The organism is Actinomadura sp. NPDC000929 (assembly GCF_040492065.1).
Classification (GTDB): Bacteria; Actinomycetota; Actinomycetes; order Streptosporangiales; family Streptosporangiaceae; genus Spirillospora; species Spirillospora verrucosospora.
Genome location: NZ_JBEUPA010000002.1, coordinates 44740 through 57779, shown reverse-complemented (window position 1 = coordinate 57779; position 13040 = coordinate 44740). Strand labels below are relative to the sequence as shown.

At 73.0% G+C, this 13040-nt stretch carries 12 protein-coding genes; 11 read left to right on the top strand and 1 reads right to left on the bottom strand.

The features are described 5' to 3' along the window. Positions 1 to 560: 560 nt before the first annotated feature. From ABWI04_RS01075 to ABWI04_RS01040, 8 genes are read left to right on the top strand one after another with little or no spacing between them, the layout of a single operon-like run. Positions 561 to 1676, top strand: a complete 1116-nt coding sequence (locus tag ABWI04_RS01075; protein ID WP_353831046.1) for a radical SAM/SPASM domain-containing protein — start codon at positions 561 to 563, stop codon at positions 1674 to 1676. Beyond that, positions 1669 to 2739, top strand: a complete 1071-nt coding sequence (locus ABWI04_RS01070; protein WP_353831045.1) for a radical SAM protein — start codon at positions 1669 to 1671, stop codon at positions 2737 to 2739. The genes ABWI04_RS01075 and ABWI04_RS01070 overlap by 8 nt, the downstream gene beginning before the upstream one ends. Further along, positions 2739 to 3503: a creatininase family protein gene (locus ABWI04_RS01065; protein ID WP_345178174.1), complete on the top strand. Its 765-nt coding sequence runs from the start codon at positions 2739 to 2741 to the stop codon at positions 3501 to 3503. The genes ABWI04_RS01070 and ABWI04_RS01065 overlap by 1 nt, the downstream gene beginning before the upstream one ends. Before the next feature lie 8 nt (positions 3504 to 3511). After that, a complete protein-coding gene (locus ABWI04_RS01060) occupies positions 3512 to 5074 on the top strand; it encodes a carbamoyltransferase C-terminal domain-containing protein (protein WP_345178173.1) in 1563 nt (520 codons plus the stop codon). Beyond that, entirely contained in the window at positions 5064 to 6044 is a 981-nt protein-coding gene (locus ABWI04_RS01055; RefSeq protein ID WP_345178171.1) for a glycosyltransferase family 2 protein, read from the top strand. The genes ABWI04_RS01060 and ABWI04_RS01055 overlap by 11 nt, the downstream gene beginning before the upstream one ends. Continuing rightward, the gene (locus tag ABWI04_RS01050) at positions 6041 to 7264 is read left to right on the top strand and encodes an arylsulfotransferase family protein (RefSeq protein WP_353831044.1); all 1224 of its coding nucleotides are present in this window, start codon (positions 6041 to 6043) and stop codon (positions 7262 to 7264) included. The genes ABWI04_RS01055 and ABWI04_RS01050 overlap by 4 nt, the downstream gene beginning before the upstream one ends. A 14-nt stretch (positions 7265 to 7278) precedes the next feature. After that, positions 7279 to 8445 carry a glycosyltransferase family 4 protein gene (locus ABWI04_RS01045; RefSeq protein ID WP_353831043.1) on the top strand — a complete coding sequence of 389 codons (1167 nt, stop codon included), beginning with the start codon at positions 7279 to 7281 and terminating at the stop codon, positions 8443 to 8445. 21 nt (positions 8446 to 8466) lie between these two features. Further along, positions 8467 to 9138, top strand: coding sequence for a shikimate kinase (locus tag ABWI04_RS01040; RefSeq protein WP_345178167.1), 672 nt, complete (start codon positions 8467 to 8469; stop codon positions 9136 to 9138). Positions 9139 to 9217: 79 nt separating this feature from the next. Here ABWI04_RS01040 and ABWI04_RS01035 read toward each other — a convergent pair whose 3' ends face one another. Continuing rightward, the gene (locus tag ABWI04_RS01035) at positions 9218 to 10057 is read right to left on the bottom strand and encodes an HAD family hydrolase (protein WP_353831042.1); all 840 of its coding nucleotides are present in this window, start codon (positions 10055 to 10057) and stop codon (positions 9218 to 9220) included. Between the two features lie 77 nt (positions 10058 to 10134). Here ABWI04_RS01035 and ABWI04_RS01030 point away from each other — a divergent pair, with 77 nt between their 5' ends. From ABWI04_RS01030 to ABWI04_RS01020, 3 genes are read left to right on the top strand one after another with little or no spacing between them, the layout of a single operon-like run. Continuing rightward, positions 10135 to 11217 (top strand): hypothetical protein, encoded by a 1083-nt coding sequence (locus tag ABWI04_RS01030; protein ID WP_353831041.1) that lies wholly within the window; start codon positions 10135 to 10137, stop codon positions 11215 to 11217. Positions 11218 to 11228: 11 nt separating this feature from the next. Beyond that, complete coding sequence (locus tag ABWI04_RS01025) at positions 11229 to 11897, top strand: AAA family ATPase (protein WP_345178162.1); 669 nt, start codon at positions 11229 to 11231, stop codon at positions 11895 to 11897. 12 nt (positions 11898 to 11909) lie between these two features. Then, positions 11910 to 12872, top strand: coding sequence for an NAD-dependent epimerase/dehydratase family protein (locus ABWI04_RS01020; protein WP_353831040.1), 963 nt, complete (start codon positions 11910 to 11912; stop codon positions 12870 to 12872). Positions 12873 to 13040: the final 168 nt, after the last annotated feature.

The following is a 13040-nucleotide window of genomic DNA, read 5'->3' as shown; positions in this document are numbered from 1 at the left end:
GGAGGATGCCGGTCCCGCCCCTTTCCCGCAGGCCGGACGCCCTTTCCCGCGGGCCGCCCGCCCCTTTCGAGCCGGCCGCCTTCACCGGAATAGTTGAAAGATCAGCCTTGATACGCCATCGGCGAATGGAAGCCTGGGCGGCCGGTTAATCGACCGTCCGAAAAGTGGCGGAGCGCCGCTCCATACGCGCGACCTCCCCGTTCGCCGTCAACCCGTAGCCGCCCGGCGGACAAGGGGTTGAAATCCACGGGAAGTTAGGTCAAGATCACCCAGATGCTCCCGCCGCGGGCGGCGGTTTATGTCGAACCGCGCCCGCCGTATGACGCTTGTGTGTGACCACCTGAAGCCATCGGCAACTGGGAGGCGCCCGAGTGAATGGGTCTGACCTGCGAACGGATGGATTATCCCCTCGAATTGAGCAATCAACCCCCGCTTCCGCCTCGGGGGTACGGCGGACTTCGGATCTGCTGCAGACCTCGCCCTATCTGACATTCGTCCGCCCCGGCGACGAAAGCCCGGTCGTCTACGCGATCGACGAACTGACGCCGGCATATCCCGACGTGACGGCGCCGGAATGGGCCGCGTTCGGGGCGATCGGCCTGGACCGTTCCGTGGTCTGGCACGGGGACGCCGCCGCGCTCGACGCCCTGAACGACGCCGCGGCATCGCCCGTCGAGCGGCCGGTGCTCGCGGCGGCGCACGGCCCCGCGGTCGTCGACGACCTGGCCGGCCGCGGCTGGCTGCAGCCCCCCGCGGACCTGTGCGCCGACTACCTGCTGACCACCGCGCAGATCGAGGTCACGGCGCACTGCAACTGGGGCTGCGAGTTCTGCCCCGTCTCACTCGACCGCAAGCCGGCGGCGACGATGCCGATGCCGCTGTTCGAGGAGATCATCGAGAAGATCGCTCCGTACGACACGATCCGGTACGTCACGTTCCACTTCTACAACGAGCCCACGCTGGACCGCTTCTTCGCCGAGCGCCTGGCGGTCCTGCGCGAGCACCGGCTGAAGCTGCGCCTGTTCACCAACGCCAGCAGGCTCACCGAGGAGAAGGTCGCCCTGCTCCGCCAGGGGGACACGCTGTTCCAGCTCGTGGTGAACCTGCCGGCGCTCGACGAGGACTCGTTCCGCGACCTGACGGGCACCAGGGGACTCGCGCGGACGCTGGCCGGCGTCGAGGCCGCGCTCGACGCCGGGCTGCCGATGGAGATGGTGGTCAACGGCGGCGGGGACGACGCGCGGCGACGGCTCGGCGAGCTGCGGGCGCGGTTCGAGCCGCGCGGCGTCGCGGTCCGCTCGACGCTGCTGTCGGACCGGGCGGGATCGCTGGCGGAGGACTACCACCAGGACGTCCGCGTCGAGGGCAGGCTGCGGGGCTGCGGCTGGCCGGTGAACCACGCGCATTTCTCGGTCGGCGGCGACATGTTCATCTGCTGCAACGACTACTACCAGCGCGAGAAGTTCGGCAATATCCGCTCCGGCTCCGTGCACGAGCTGATGACGAGCGAGGCGGCGGTCCGGCTGCGCCGCAGGGTCTTCGGTGTCGCCGACGCGCCCGACGACTATCTCTGCCGAACGTGCCATGACCAGCTGCCCGACTTTCCCCGCCGGCAGTTCCGCCCGCTCGCCAGCTTCCCGGTGAAAGGCTGCCACCGGGGGGTGGGCGGTGCCTGAGGAGACCGCTCCCCGCAGCGTTCGCATCTGGTACGTCTCCGGACAGCGTCTCTGCAATTTCCGGTGCGCGTACTGCGTTTCCGTCAACGACTACGCCAAGAGCAATTCCGGCGACTGGTCCGACGAGGACCGGTCCCGCTTCGAGAAGATAGTGGACTGGATCGCCGACCGGCCGTTCCAGATCGGGGTCCGGCTGGCGACATTGGGAGAACCGTTCGCCTCGCGGCCGTTCCTGTCCAAGGCGGCCGGGCTGAGCACGCGTCCGAACATCGACTTCGTCGAACTGCTGACCAATGGGTCGCTGCTGAAGCGCCGCCTTGAGCAGCTCGACCGCGAGGGGGACATCGGCAAGATCTCACTGTGGGTGACCTACCACCCGACGGAGATCCCGCTGGCGCGGTTCATCGCGAACGCCCGCTTCGCTCAGGAGCGCTACGGCTGCTTCGTCGTCGTCAACGGCCTGCTGTTCCCCGACAACGAGCAGGAGGTCGTCGATCTCGGGCGCGCCGCCGAGGACGCGGGCCTGCGGTTCAACCTCGACCTCGGCTACGACCCCCTCACGCCGCACGGCGTGCACACCGAGCTCGGCGCCATGGTGCCCGTGCTGCGCGAGCGGGCGGAGGACGGGATCGACCGCGCGATCCGCCTCGGCGCGCATCCCGAGCTGCTCGACCTCAACATGGCCGCGATGCGGGACCTGCGCGGGGAGACGTGCAGCGCGGGCCACGACTACTTCTACATCGGCATCCGCGGCGACGTGTACCGGTGCTCGCGCTACCAGGCCCTGGACAAGGACCGCATCGGCAACGTCCTCGACGAGGGGTTCGAGCTCCGGCCGGCCCGCGAGCCCTGGGCCGCCTGCGGAGCCGGATTCGGCTGCGGCAACAAGGAGGACTTCCTTCACCTGCGGCGCCGCCGCCCCGCGGCCGGACCGCCGCCCCCCAGCCTCGGCTGGGTCGACCGCGACGCGCCCGCGGCCGCCGGCCGGACCCGCCGCGGCGGCGCGCCCGGCGCGCTCACGCACGCGGCGCCGGCCGGGCCCTCCACAGAGGAGACGCACTGATGCGCATAGCGGACATGACCTGGCAGGAGTACGACGACCAGATCGGACGGCGGATCGTCGTCCTGCCGATCGGTTCGATCGACGGCCACGGCCCCCACCTGCCGCTCTCCGCCGACACGATCATCTCCGACCACCTCGCCCGGCAGCTGGAGGAGCGGCTCGGCGTCCTGGTCCTGCCGCCCGTGACCTACGGCCTGGCCACCGATCCCGCTGCCAGCGGCGGCCGGTTCCCCGGCGTGACCAACGTGCGGGCCGCGACCTTCACCGCGCTGGTGCTGGACATCCTGCGCGCCTCCTACCGGCACGGCGCCCGCAGGTTCGTGCTGCTCGACTCGCACAAGGTCAACCTGGGCGCGCTCAGGGAGGCGGCCGAGCTGTTCGCCGACACCGCGCCACAGGCCCGGATCATGGCCGTCACCTGGTGGGACGTGGTGACCGAGGAGAGCCGCAACGCGATCGCGGCCGAGACCGGCGTCGCCCGCCACGACGACCACCACGCGGCCATGGTGGAGACGAGCCTGGTGATGCACGCGGCGCCGCACCTGGTCCGCGAGGAGCTGCTGGCCGACGACGAGATCCCGCGCCGGGCGCGCTACTTCGTCCTCCCCGTGCCGCAGGATCTGCGGACCAAGACCGGCGTGGTCTACCGGGCGGCGGCGGCGAGCCCCGCCATCGGCGCACGGCTGATGACCGAGATCGTCACCAACCTTGTCGCCGCGGTCACCCGCGAGCTCGGCGAATCCCCGCAGGAGGTCCACCCGTAATGCTGATCATGGCGATCAAACCGGGCCATGACGGATCCATCGCCGTAGTCGAGGACGGCCGGCTGCTGTGGTGCCTGGAGTCGGAGAAGGACACGTTCCCCCGGTACGCGCCGCTGACCCCCACGACGCTGCTGGAGGCCGCGCAGCGGCTGGACCGCATGCCGGACGTGGTGGCGCTCGGCGGCTGGGCCAAACCGCGCACGGGCGGAGTGATCGGCGCCGGCTACTCGGGCGTCTCGGCGGTGCGGCGCAGCCGGATCCGCTTCTTCGGCTCCGAGGTCGAGTACTTCACCTCGTCCCATGAGCGCTCGCACCTCATGACCGCCGTCGGCATGGCGCCGCCGGGGGACGAGGAGCTGAGCACCGTCCTGGTGTGGGAAGGCGTCATCGGTTCGTTCTACCTGGTCGACCGGGACTGGCAGGTCGTGCGCACCGTGCCGGTGCTGCCCCACCCGGGCGACCGCTACGCGTTCCTCTTCTCGCTGGCCGACCCGACGTTCCCCGACCACGGGCAGACGCCCCGCACGGACGGCAGCGGCAAGCTGATGGCGCTGGCGGCGTACGCCGACGCGAAGGACGCCGACGCCGACATCGAGTCCGCCGTCGACCGCATCCTGGCCGCGCCGGCCGTCAACCCGGCGCCGAAGGCCGACTTCGCCGACACCGTGCTCTACAACGCCGGCGTCCAGTCGAAGGCCGCCAAGACGGCCGCGGCCCTGCTGACCAAGCGGATCTTCGACATGTTCGCCGAGGTCGCGGTCCGCGAGCTGCCGGCCGGCACGCCGCTGCGGATCTCGGGCGGCTGCGGGCTCAACTGCGACTGGAACGCGGCGTGGCGCGACCTCGGGCATTTCAGCTCGGTGTTCGTTCCGCCGTGCACCAGCGACTCCGGGTCGGCGATCGGGACCGCGATCGACGCGCTGGCCCACCGCGGCCGCACCACGCCGATCGACTGGTCGGTGTACGCCGGGCTCGACTTCGTCGACGACACCCGCCCCGATCCGGGACGGTGGCACGAGGGGCCCCTCGACGACCGCGCCCTCGCGGCGGCGCTCGCGTCGGGCCGGATCGTCGCCTGGGTGCAGGGACGCTGGGAGGTCGGTCCGCGCGCGCTGGGCAACCGGTCGCTGCTGGCCGAGCCCTACTCGGCGGCGACCCGGGACCGGCTCAACCAGATCAAGCAGCGGGAGCCGTACCGGCCGATCGCGCCGTGCTGCCGTGAGGAGGACCTCGCGGACGCCTTCGTCGAGGACTTCCCCGACCCGTACATGCTGTACTTCCGGCGCGTCCGGTCGCCGCGGCTGGCGGCGGTGACCCACGTCGACGGCTCGGCCCGCGCCCAGAGCGTCACCGCGGCGGGCAACCCGCCGCTGCACGGCCTGCTGAGCGCGTTCGCCGACCGCACCGGGCTGGGCGTGCTGTGCAACACCTCGCTCAACCACCTGCGGCGAGGTTTCATCAACCGGATGTCGGACCTCGCCGCCTACTGCGAGGACCGCGGCATCGACGACATGGTCGTCGGCGACCGCTGGTACACGCGGACGGCCACGGGAGGCGGACATGCCGGCTGACCCGCGCACACCCCGCTCCCAGCCGCTGGTCAGCGTCATCATCCCCACCCTGAACCGGGCCGCCGCGCTGGACGCGGCGCTGGACAGCGTCATGACGGCCGCCCGGAGGCTCTCCGACGACCGGGACGCGGTCGAGGCGATCGTCGTCAACGACGGCGGCCGGTCCGTCGGCGACCTCGTCGACGCCTGGAAGCCGCGGCTGCGCGTCACGCTGATCGAGCTCGACCGGTGCTCGGGCGGGGCGTCCGTGCCGCGCAACGTCGCCATCGACGCCGCCCAGGGCGAGTACATCGCGTTCCTCGACGACGACGACGTCTTCCTGCCCTCGCACCTGGCCGCCGGCTGCGAACCGCTGCGGCGCGGCGAGGCGGACTTCGTCTACTCGGGCGCCGTGGTGTCCGAGCGGCGGCTGGACGCCCTCCCGGACGACCTCGGCGGGTACCGGCTCAAGGCCTACCCCTACGACCCCCGGTTCCTGATGGTGGCGAACTACCTGCACACCGGCTCGGTCATCGTGCGCAACTTCCGGCGCACCGACGTCCGGTTCGATCCGCGGCTGGACGTCTGCGAGGACTGGGACCTGTGGATCGCGCTGACCGCGGAGCTGGACTACCGCGTCGCGTTCGTCGACGAGATCACCTCCGTGTACCACCAGATCCCCGACACCAGCGGGGTGGTGTCCGGAGCCCAGCTGATCTCGCCGTCGAAGTTCGCCCTGGCCCGCGACTACATCAACGCCAAGTGGCCGGTGGCGGACCCGGTCGTGGAGGGGTACCGCGCCTGGCTGGTGGCGCTGGAGCGGTACCGCGACGACCTCATCGCGCGGCGCAGGCGCATGCCGAACCTGCTGTTCGACGAGATCCTCGGCTACCTGCACGAGCGGATCACCCGGGGGCTGCCGCCCGACGACGCCCACATCGCCCGGTTCTTCACCGCGGCCGCGCCGGTGGGGCCGGAGGCGATCGCGTGAGCCCGCGGTCCGACGAGCCGCGCGGCCTGCTGTTCTCGCCGGCGTCGAGCTATCCCGTCCCGACGGCGTACGTCGTCGACCGCGACGGGACGATCCTGCACACCTGGAGCCACACCCACGGCCAGCCCCGCCCGGAGGACGACCCGCCCAGCTACCTGCGCGGCTGGAACCACGTCGAGATGGACGAGGCGGGCCGCCTCTTCGCGATCGTGCCGCTGCACGCGCTGCTGAAGCTCACCCGCGACTCGCGGCTGGAATGGGCGTGCGACGTGGCCGCGCACCACGATCTCGCGATCAACGCCGACGGCACCGTCCTCGTGCTCGGGGAGGCGCCCCGCCGGGTGGACGACGGCCGGACCGGCCACGTCGTGCTCGACAACCTGATCACGACGATCTCCGCCGACGGCGCCGTCACGAGGGAGGCGTCGCTGTACGACCTCCTGCGGACGGACCCCGGCCTGCGGCGGCTGATCGACACGGAGATCCGGCGGCGCGCCGCCGCGTTCCGGAGGCGCGGGTGGCCCGTCCCCGACGACGGCGTCCCGGACGCGGTGGCCGCCGAGACCCGCGCGATCCTGCGGACGGGAGGCCACGCGGGAGAGCGGCGCCGCGCCCTGCGGCTCCTGCGCGCCCTGCCCGGGTCCCCGTGCGACGTCCTGCACACCAACACCCTCGAAGTGCTGCCACCCCATCCGGCCGGCCTCTGGTCGCAGGGCGACCTGCTGGTCTGCATGCGGGAACTCGACGCCATAGCGGTGATCAGCCTCGCCGACGAGCGGGTGGTCTGGTGGTGGGGGCCCGGCGAACTGTCGAGGCCGCACCAGCCCACCCTGCTCCCGGACGGCCGGATCCTCGTCTTCGACAACGGCGTGGAGAGGCGGCGCTCGCGCCTGGTCGCGGTGGACCCGGCCACCGGCGGCATCGGGTGGAGCTGGACGGCCTCCCCGCCGGAGTCGTTCTTCTGCCCGCTCGCCGGCGGCGCCGAGCCGCTGCCGGGCGGCGGCGTCCTGGTCACGAACTCCACCGCCGGCGCCGCCTTCGAGGTGACGGACGACGGACGGGTCGGCTGGGAGATGTCCCTGCCCGTCGAGGTGTACGGGGCCGAGCGCGGCCGGGTGTCCATCTACCGGATGTCGGCCGTGCCCGCCGGCGTCCTCTCCCGCGACGCGGCCGGACGCGCGCCGGCGGCGGCCGGGACGGGTGAGCGGGGGACTTCGTGAAGACCTTGATGATCATGAGGAGCCAGAGCGGGGTCCCCGGCCGGTCCGGCGTGCCCGGCGGTCAGATCGGCATGATCCAGATCGCCCGGGCGCTGCCGTCCCTCGGAACCGAGGTGAGCCTGTTCGTCGGCGGGCCGCGGATGGCCTACTTCGCGGGCCTCGACGACCTCGATCCGCACTACCTGCGCTGGCCGACCTGGCTCGACACCGCCATCGCGGCCGCTCCGGGAGGGGTGCGCGCGATCGGCCGCCGCCTGCGGCGGCGCCGGTGGCTGGCCGCGGTCACGGCGCTCCCGGAGTTCGCCGGCGCGGACGTGATCCACGTCCAGGGCCTCGAAGACGCCGAGGCGCTGCTCGACCGGGCCGACGGCCCGATCGTCGTCACCCACTGGGGGCGGGTCGGCCGGTGGCTGCCCACCGGAACCGACGCGCGCGCGGACGAGCTGCTGGCCCGGCGCATCAGCCGGATCCGCGCCGGAGCCAGGATCGTGGCCATCGGCCAGGCGCAGGCCCGGGCGCTGACGGACGCGGGCCTGCCGCCTTCCGCCGTCATCCCGCCGGGCATCGATCTGGAGCACTTCGCCAAGGGCGACCGCGACCGCGCACGCGCCGAGCTGGGCCTGCCCGCCGACGCCAAGATCGTGCTCTATGTGGGCCGCCTCGCCGCCGACAAGAACGTCGAGACCGTGCTGTCGGCGTTCGCGGGCATCAGCGGGAAGGTCGAGAACGGCAGGCTGCTCGTCGTCGGCGACGGCCCCTTCCGGCAGGACCTGCAACGCGCCGCCACGGAGCTCGGCATCGACGCGTCGGTGTCGTTCCGCTCCTTCGTCCCCCACCAGCAGCTGCCCGCGTACTACCAGGCCGCCGACGTCACCGTCGTGCCGTCGAACCTGCTGGAGACGTTCTGCATGGTCGCCCTGGAGGCCATCGCCTGCGGCTGCCCTCTGGTCGTCACCGACCAGGTGCCGGAGATCCTGAACGACTTCCCCGACGTCCCCTCCGTGTCCCCGTACGACGTCGCGGGCTTCCAGGAGCACATGGCCGCGGCCCTGCACGGTGAGCTGCGCCCGGCCGCCGACGCGCGCGTCGGCGAGTACGCCTGGAGCCGGATAGCCCGTCAGTACGCTGACCTCTACCAGACCGCCGACCGCCGCAGCAGCGGTGAGACCTCAAGCCGATAGGCACTCGCGAGGAGCCGACGAATGCACTCTGCCCTGAACGAAGGGACGCACCCCGACGTCGCGCGGGAGCGGTTGCGGCACGTCTACTGGATCGGCGGCGGCAGCGGGGCGGGCAAGTCCACCATCGCCCGGCGCATCGCGGACCGGTACGGGATGCACCTGTACGACACCGACGCGGTGATGCCCGACCACGCCCGGCGCATGCCCGCGGAGGAGGCCCCCTACCTGCGCGAGTTCGCGGCCATGGACATGGACCAGCGGTGGGTGGCCAGGAGCCCGCGCGAGATGCTCGACACCTTCCACTGGTACCGGGGCGAGGGGTTCGGCCTGATCGTCGACGACCTTCTCGCCCTTCCCGCCGACCGCCCGGTGCTGGCCGAGGGCTTCCGGCTGCTGCCCGACCTCGTCCGGCCCCTGCTCACCGAGATGAGCCACGCCGTGTGGCTGCTTCCCACCCCCGCGTTCCGCGAGGCGGTGTTCGACGGCCGCGGCGGCCCGGCGTGGGGGTTCGTCGCCAAGACGGGCGATCCGCGGCACGCCCTGCGGAACCTGCTCCAGCGCGACGCCATGTTCACCGACCGGCTCGCCGAGCAGACCCGGGACCTGGACCTGACGGGCCTCAGGGTCGACCCCGAGGTCACCGAGGACGACCTCGTCCGGCGAGTCTCCGCGGCGTTCGGCCTTGAGCAGTAGGCGGTCGCGACGTGGCCGCCCCGGGCGCGGCCACGGCGGCCGCGACCGCCGGGAACGGCCTCCGGCGCCCCCGCGCCGGTCAGGCGTGCCCGTCCAGCAGGCGTTCCAGGTAGACGCCGACCCCGTCCTGGACGTTGGCGAGCGTCACGTCCGTGGCCGCGGCCAGGACCTCCGCGTGCGCGTTGGCCACGGCGACCGACCGCCCGGCCCACCGCATCATCGGAACGTCGTTGGGCATGTCGCCGAACACCAGGACGTCTTCCGCCGGAACCGCCAGCTCACCGGCGACGGCGGCGAGGGCGCTGCCCTTCGTCACCCCCCGCCGGCTCATCTCGACCAGGCCGAGGTATCCCTGCCGGGTCACCTCGACCAGATCACCCACGGTCGCGGCCACCAGCGCCACGAACGACTCCGGCTCGCGCCCGGGAGCGCGCGCCTGCAGCTTCACCACCGGCCCGCCGGCCAGGTCGGGCGGCACGGCCGGCGCGGGGGCGGCCGCGGCCCCGCGTCTCCGGGGCCAGCCGGGCTCGTGCAGAACCCGGCCGCCGCACTCCACGTGCGCGGCGAAGACCACCTCGGGCACCCGCTGGCGGAGCAGCGCGCACACCCGCCGGACGTGCGCGGGAGCCATCGGCCGGCAGGCGAGCACCCGCTCCGCCGCCGGGTCGTACACCACGCCGCCGTTGGCGCAGACCGCCAGGTACCGCGCGCCGAGCTGGGAGTAGACCTCCGCGAGCCGGTGCTGCGACCGCCCGGTCACCAGCACCACCCGGGCGCCGGCGCCGGCCGCCCGGCGCAGTGCGGCGGCGTTGCGGGCGCTGACGGCGCCGCCCTCCCCCAGCAGCGTGCCGTCGAGGTCGGTCGCGATCAGTCTCGGACGCGCGACCGGGCGGACCGGAGGCGGGGGCGAAGGCGTCACGCCGCGACGATAGCCCCGGCCGCGGCGCGCGTGACGGCCCGGCGCGCGACGAGCGCAGGCGACCCCCGGAGAGCATCGTGACCGAGACGTTCGACCGCCCCCGGGAGCTCACCGGCGACGCGTCCCTGAACCACGTGGTCCTCGGGCCCGCCGGGTCGATCGGCGTCGAAGGACGGCTCGCGCAGGACGCGTGCTCCCGGGACGCTCTGCACGCCCTGGCCGCCGACCTCGGCCTGCCCGGCCTGCGGAGGGACCGCCTGGCCGACGATCTCGCCCGCGCCGCGGCGTCGTCCGACGCGGAGGCGGCGCGCTCGGCCGCCGCCGTCCTGCACGCCTTCGGGATGCGCCTCGGTGCGCTGGTCGCGACACTGCGCGATCCCGCCACCGCCGAACGCCAGGGGAGCACGCCGCACCGCCGGGCCTTCCTCGCCCGGTGGACGGCCGTCGAGCGCGTGTGGTTCGGGGGCGGTCTGCTGGCGGGCGGGTGCGGGCCGCTCGTCCTGGAGGGGGCGCGGGCGACGGCCGGTCTCGCACCGCACCCGTGCCCCGTGGCCGTGTCGCCCCGGCCGGAGCTCGCCCCGCTCATCGGCGCGGCCCGGCACGTGCCCGCGGGCTCCGGCGCCGAGGCCGCGGTGGTGGCCGACCTCGGGCACACCCGCATCAGGACCGCGGTCGCCGAGCGGCACGACGGCACCCTGCGGCGCCTGCGCCACCTGCGCGCCGGGCCCGTGCCCCGGCGGCCCGGCGCCGACGCCGTCGAGGCGGCGGTCGCCGCCGCGCTGGCCGCGGCGGTCCGGGACGCCGCGGGCCCGGCGTCGAAGCGGGTCCGCGTCGTCGTCAGCGTCGCCTCGTTCGTGCGGGACGGGCTGCCCGCCGACGACGGGCAGGGGATCTACGGGTGCCTCGCGGCGCGTGCTCCCGCGCTCCTGCGCGCGGTGCGCAACGCGGCCGGCGTCAGCGCCGACCTGCGGTTCCTGCACGACGGGACCGCCGCGGCCTCGGCCGGGGGCGGCCCCGGCGACGCCGCGATCACGGCGGGAACGTGGCTGGGCGTGGGCTTCGCGCCCTCGGGAGGGCCGCCGCCCCTCGCCGTGCCGCGGCGCGGGCTGCCCGTCGCCTGGGCGGACGAGGCCGGCCCGCCGCCGGGCGCGCTCGGCTGAGGACCGAAGGAATGGCCGACGAAGTGGGACACGGTGACCGCCGCGCCGCCACGGACGGGGATCCGGCAGGAGCCCCGGCCGGGACGTCCGCCGCGCCGGCCGGCGGCGCGCACCGTCCGACCCTCGTCATCGTGAGCGGGCCTCCCGGCTCGGGCAAGACGACCATGGCGGGCCTGCTCGCCCGGGCGCTGCCGTGCCCCCTCGTGTCGCGCGACGCCATCAACGAGGGCATCTTCCACACCTTCGGTCACGACCTCGGCGTCGCCGCCAAGGACTCCGTCGCGCGCATGGCCTTCGACGCCTTCTTCCAGACGGTCGATCTGCTGCTGTCCGCGAAGGTGTCGGTCGTGGCCGAGGCGGCGTTCCAGCACCGGAGATGGCGCCTGGGGCTGGACTCGCTCAAGACCGAAGCGGACATCAGGCTCGTGCACTGCGTCATCGATCCCGGGCTGGCGCGCCGGCGCGTGGCCGCGCGGCTCCGCGAGCAGCCCGACGGCCCCGGGGCGCGGCGTGCGGCGCTGGCCCGGCGAGGGAGGACGGGCGGCGGGGCCGCGAGCGGATTCGAGGAGGTGTCGCTCGCGGTCCCCTCGCTCCGCGTCGCCACCGCGAGGGGCTACGACCCGGACATCGACGTGATCATCGACTTCATCCGTGCACAGCGTGGATCCGGCACTCAGTAGAGGGTGGCATAGGTGAACTCATTATCGTCCGTCGCAGTAATCGGAGGAAGCGGCTTCATCGGCTCACATCTGTGTGAACTGCTGTTGGACATGGAGTGCCGGGTGTACTGCGTGGACAACTTCGCCACGAGTGGGCCCCACAACGTGGCACATCTCGCGGACCGGCCCGGGTTCGCACTCATCGAACACGACATCAACGAGCCCCTCGACCTGACGGGCGCGATCGGGACCGTGGTGCATCTCGCCTCGCTGCCCAGCCCGGTCGACTATCTGGCGCGCCCGGTGGAGACCCTCCGTGTCGGTTCTCTTGGAACTCTCAACACTCTGGACTTCGCCCGAGCGAAAGGCGCCCGATATGTGTACGCGTCGAGCAGCGAGGTCTACGGAGACCCGTCCGTGCATCCGCAGACCGAGTCCTACCACGGCAATGTGAACCCCATGGGGCCGCGCTCCTGCTATGACGAGGGAAAACGGTTCGGAGAGGCCGCCTGCGAGGCGTACCGGACCGTTTATGACGTCGACACCACGGTCCTGCGCATCTTCAACACCTACGGCCGCCGCATGCGGGCGGAGGACGGCCGGCTCGTGCCCACCTTCATCCGTCAGGCGCTGGCCGGCCGGCCCCTCACCGTGCACGGCACCGGGCGGCAGACGCGCTCCCTGTGCCATGTGGACGACACCGCGCAGGCGCTGGTCAAAGCCGCTCTGACCGGGCATCCGGGGCCGATGAACATCGGGAATCCCGACGAGCTGACGGTCGTCGCCATCGCCGAGCTCATCCGGGAGCTGTGCGACTCGCCGTCGCCGATCCACCATGTCGGCGCCCGCGAGGAGGACCCCACCAGGCGACGTCCCGACATCGCCCTGGCCCGCCGGGCACTCGACTGGGAACCGCGAGTGAGCCTGAGAACCGGCCTGACCGACACGATCGCCTGGTTCGCGAGCCATTCGTCACTGGCCGCAGTGAACCCCTGACGCTCCATTACCCGATGCGGGCGCGGCTCGCCGTGCCCGCATCACTCCCCCACGTCATTCATCCGGCAGAGGCCCCGCGACCGAATCCGGTCACGGGGGCCGGGTTGCGCATCTGCGCTTTCCCCGGACGCGCCCATTCCCGCGCAACTCGAAGGATATTTTCCTACT